General features: G+C 21.8%; 5 protein-coding genes. 4 read left to right on the top strand and 1 reads right to left on the bottom strand.

The features are described 5' to 3' along the window. The coding region (locus tag GBZ86_RS12890; protein ID WP_170272251.1) for an NFACT family protein at positions 1-711 on the bottom strand (711 nt) is incomplete at its 3' end. Positions 712-802: 91 nt separating this feature from the next. Here GBZ86_RS12890 and dapF point away from each other — a divergent pair. The 4 genes from dapF to GBZ86_RS12870 all read left to right on the top strand — a co-directional run. Further along, a complete protein-coding gene (gene dapF, locus GBZ86_RS12885) occupies positions 803-1,621 on the top strand; it encodes a diaminopimelate epimerase (RefSeq protein ID WP_152891267.1) in 819 nt (272 codons plus the stop codon). A gap of 12 nt (positions 1,622-1,633) precedes the next feature. After that, positions 1,634-2,662 (top strand): hypothetical protein, encoded by a 1,029-nt coding sequence (locus tag GBZ86_RS12880; protein ID WP_152891266.1) that lies wholly within the window; start codon positions 1,634-1,636, stop codon positions 2,660-2,662. Positions 2,663-2,740: 78 nt separating this feature from the next. Then, a complete protein-coding gene (locus tag GBZ86_RS12875; RefSeq protein WP_234885169.1) occupies positions 2,741-4,156 on the top strand; it encodes a GspE/PulE family protein in 1,416 nt (471 codons plus the stop codon). Then, positions 4,153-4,664: type II secretion system F family protein (locus GBZ86_RS12870; protein ID WP_207707453.1), on the top strand; the 512-nt coding region annotated here is incomplete at its 3' end. The genes GBZ86_RS12875 and GBZ86_RS12870, both read left to right, overlap by 4 nt.

Raw genomic sequence — 4,664 nt, 5'->3', positions numbered from 1 at the left:
TTTAAAAATAGAATTAATAAAATTATATAAATTTTCTATATTGAAATTTTGATTATAAATAAGATTAAACTTAAAAAATAAATATTTAGATAGATTTTTACCTACACCTGTTATAAGTAGTGAAAATATATTATCATTAATATTTTCATTTATTTCTTTAAAGTTTTTAGAAAGATCATTTAATGAAAAATTAAAAGGATTTATTTTATTAGAAACTGGAGGTAAAACATAAGTAACTCCTGGATATAAAACTCTAAAGCTATTTTTATTAGCAGTTATATGTTTTATAGATTCCATAACTTTATTATCACGTTTTCTAACTAAAGTTATGTTACTATGTCTAGCCATTATTTCTACTATTAAAGTATAGATACTATCAAATCCTAATTCATCTTTATTTTCTATATCAATAAAAACTATTCTATCAGTAGATTCTTGAGAAAGGTTTATTATTCTTCCACCAATTAAATATTTTCTTAAAAGCATACAAAATACCGGTGGTTGTAATGGATTATTTTTTACTACTGTAGTAAAATGTATTCTAGGATAGTTAGAACTGGATGATATTAGGAGTTTTTTTTGTTCTTTTCCGCGTAAAGTTAAAATTATTTCATCCTTTTCAGGTTGATTTATTTTATCTATTTTAGTATTAATAATTGAATTTTTAAGTTCATTTATTAAACTATATAGATAAATACCGTCTAAAGCCATATATATCTTTCCTTTCTAATATGTTAAACTAAAACTAGTATATCATAATTATAAGAAAAAAGTATAAGTAAAATCAGTAAGAGGTGATGCTATGAATTTTGCAAAAATGCAAGGAAACGGAAATGACTTTATAATTGTTGAAGATTTTGATAATAAATTACAAGGAAAAGAAAGTGAATTAGCTAAGCATGTTTGTCATAGAAAATTTGGAATAGGTGCAGATGGATTATTAATAGTTAGACTTACGGATAAAGCTGATATAGAGATGATTATAATAAATTCGGATGGTTCCTATGCAGCTATGTGTGGAAATGGAATAAGATGCTTTATAAAATATGCATTTGAAAAAAAAATAGTGACTAAAGAAAAAATAAATGTATTAACAGGTGCTGGAATTAAAACTATTTCTTTAAAAACTAAGGATGGAAAAGTAAATAGTATTAGTGTTAATATGGGGCAAGCTAATTTTAATCCTAATGCTATACCAGTAAAAAGTAATGAAGAAATTATAAATAAGGAAATTTTAGCTAATAATAAAGTTTATAAAATAACATCATTATTAATGAATATTCCACATACAGTTATTTTTGAGGAAGATAATACAAACATAACTGAAGGAAATGAAATAGAGAAGCATCCATTATTTCCTGAAAAAACAAATGTTAATTTTTGCAAGGTAATAAATAAAAGTATTATTGAAGTTAGAACTTGGGAAAGAGGGGCTGGAGCCACTTTAGGATGTGGAACAGGGAATTGTGCTTCCGCAGTGGTTTGTAATAAACTTGGTTTTGTAGATAATAAGGTAAAAGTAATTACACCTGGAGGAAGTTTATGGGTTCATATAAAGGGTGATGGAGTTTATATGATTGGTGATGCTAAATTTATATGTGAAGGTACATATAATTTTTAGAAAGGAAAAATAATGAAAAAATGTCTAGGAATTAGTTTAATAGTATTAAGTTTTTTAATCTTTTTTTTAATAGGATGTAAAAATAGTTTAACTGATAAAAATAAAATTAATGAAATAAAATCATTACCTAATAATTTGGTATTACAATTTAAAAATAATACATTAACCTATGAATCAGTACATAATGGTAAATTAACTAATGTTGATATTGGTATTGAAGGTGAAATAAGGGCTTTTAATAAAGAAAAAAATTTTTTAATTTATACAAAAGTAGAAAATTTTCAAACTCAATTAAACATTGTTAAAAATAATACAGAATTAAATTATAATATTGATGGTAGTGTAGAGAAAATTTGGGTTAATAATTCTTGTGAGAAAGTTTTTTATAAAATAAATCATAATAATGAATTTATAGACTATTTTATTATAGATTTAAATAAAAAAGAAAATAAAAAATTAAATGAAGATATTATAATATCAGGAGATATTGTAGATTTTTTAGATAATAATAATTTGATATTATATGGTGTAAATTCTAAAGAAAAAATAAGTGGTATATATATTTATAATTTAGAAAGTGAAAGTTATTCATTAATGGAGCAAGTTACTAAAGCCTTTATAGATTATATAAAAGTTTTAGATGAAAATAAAATATTATATGGAAAATCTTTTTTTGATAATAAAAAAGAATGTTATATATATAATATAAACACTAAAACTTCTAAACAAATATCTTCAAATATAAAAATAATAAAAAATATCTTATTTATAGATAATAAAGTTTATTTTATAGGAGAAGGTAATGAATCTAGTAAAGTTACTTTATATTGTTTAGATATTAATAGTGAAATTTTAAAAAGATTAATATTTGACTTTCCTAGAAATGTTGACAAAAATTCTAAATTACTGTATGAAAATGGACAGATAATATTTACAGGATATACTGATTCTCAAGATAAAGCAGGAGTTTATTCCTATAATTTAAAAAATAAATCTATAAAGTTAATAAGTGATGTTGATGGAAAATATATAATAATTTAAATATTAAAAGTTAAAAATAAGAGATTAAAAGTAGATAAAATAAAAATTTATCTACTTTTTTGATTATATAGAGAATTGTTGGACATAATTGATAATATTATATATTTAAAAAGAGGTGATTTTATCAATTATACTTTAAAAGATATTGATTTAAGTTATATGAAAAGTATCACTAAAGATATGATGTTAGATTTTAAAATAATTTCTTTAGGAGAAAAAGATGGTACTATATATTTTTATACAGATTATAGTAAAGAATCAGAAAAAAAATCTTATTTATCTTTAATGTTTAAAAAAAATATTAAATTAATAAAGGATGATGAAGAAAAAGTTATTTCATTAATAAATAGTTGTTATGGAAACGAAATAAATTTTAACAATAAGGATGAATTTGTTATACATCAATTAAGTAATATACTTTCAAATGCTATAGATTTAGAGGCAAGTGACATACATTTAGAACCACAAAGTAGATATGTAAATATTAGATTTAGAATTGATGGAACTTTAATTATGAAAAATAAAATACAGCATGAAGAATATTTGACTATAATAAATAAAATAAAATTAGATTCTAATATGGATATATCAGATAAATTAAGACCACAAGATGGAAAAATGAGATTTAAATTTAAAGAAAAATTTTATGATTTAAGAGTATCTTCTATACCTACTCTTTATGGAGAAAAGTTAGTACTAAGAGTATTATATAAAAAACCTGAATTAGCTAACATTAATAAATTAAATTTATCTTTTAATCAATTAGAAAAAATAAAAAAATTATTAGCTTATAAACATGGTATGATTTTAATTAATGGACCAACGGGAAGTGGAAAAACAACAACCTTATATGCTTTACTTAATGAGGTAAATAAAGAAGATATAAATATAAGTACTATAGAAGATCCAATAGAATTTAATTTAAATGGAATAACACAAACTAATGTAAATGAAAAAAATAACATTACGTTTTCTAATGGCTTAAGACATATTTTAAGACAAGATCCTGACATAATTTTAATAGGTGAAATTAGGGATGAAGAAACAGCTCAAATAGGTACAAGAGCAGCTATAACAGGTCATAAGGTATTATCTACTATACATACTAATAGTGGATATGAAGTTTATAGTAGATTAAAAGATATGGGAGTACATGAATATTTATTAAAAGAAGCTTTAAAGGGAGTTATAACTCAAAGATTAGTTAGAAAATTGTGCGATTATTGTAAAAAAAAATATGACGTTGATGAAAATTTTATAAATCAGTTATCCTTAAATAAAAAAAGCTTATATTATAAAAGTTGTGGGTGTGAAAAGTGCAATTATACAGGATATAAAGGAAGAATTATGATTTGTGAAATTATGCTTAAAGATGAACTAGAAAAAGTAAATATAAAAAATAATGAAATGTTAGAAAATTGTTTAAACATGATGGAAAAAGGAATTGTTTCATTAGAAGAATATATATTATTAAAAGAAGGAGAAGGGTTTTGATAAAAATACAATCTGTTGATTATAAATCCATATTTTTTATAACAACAACTTTAAGTACGTATACTAAATCAGGCATACCTTTAATTAAATCATTGGAATTAATTAAGGTATCTATATATAATTCAGAATATAAAAACTCTTTAGATAAAATAATTCAAAACCTTAAAAATGGAGAAATTTTATCAGAAGCTATGAAAAAAGAAGGAAATCTTTATCCAAATTTATTAATAGATATGTTGAAAATTGGAGAAGAAAGTGGGAGATTAGATGAAGTTTTATTAAAAGTAGCTACTCATTTTAGTAGAAGAAATGATATGGCAAATAATATAAAAAAAATAATGATCTATCCTATTTTTCTTATTATATCAATAGTTATAGTTTCTATGTTTTATTTATTATATATATTGCCTAGCTTTGAACAATTATATAAAGATTTAGAAGTAAATTCATCAGTAATTATAAGTAAAATAATAAATTATATAGATTTTATTAATTATAATGACAATGC

The organism is Clostridium tarantellae (assembly GCF_009295725.1).
GTDB classification, from domain to species: domain Bacteria; phylum Bacillota; class Clostridia; order Clostridiales; family Clostridiaceae; genus Sarcina; species Sarcina tarantellae.
This window is presented reverse-complemented; position numbering and strand designations above follow the sequence as displayed.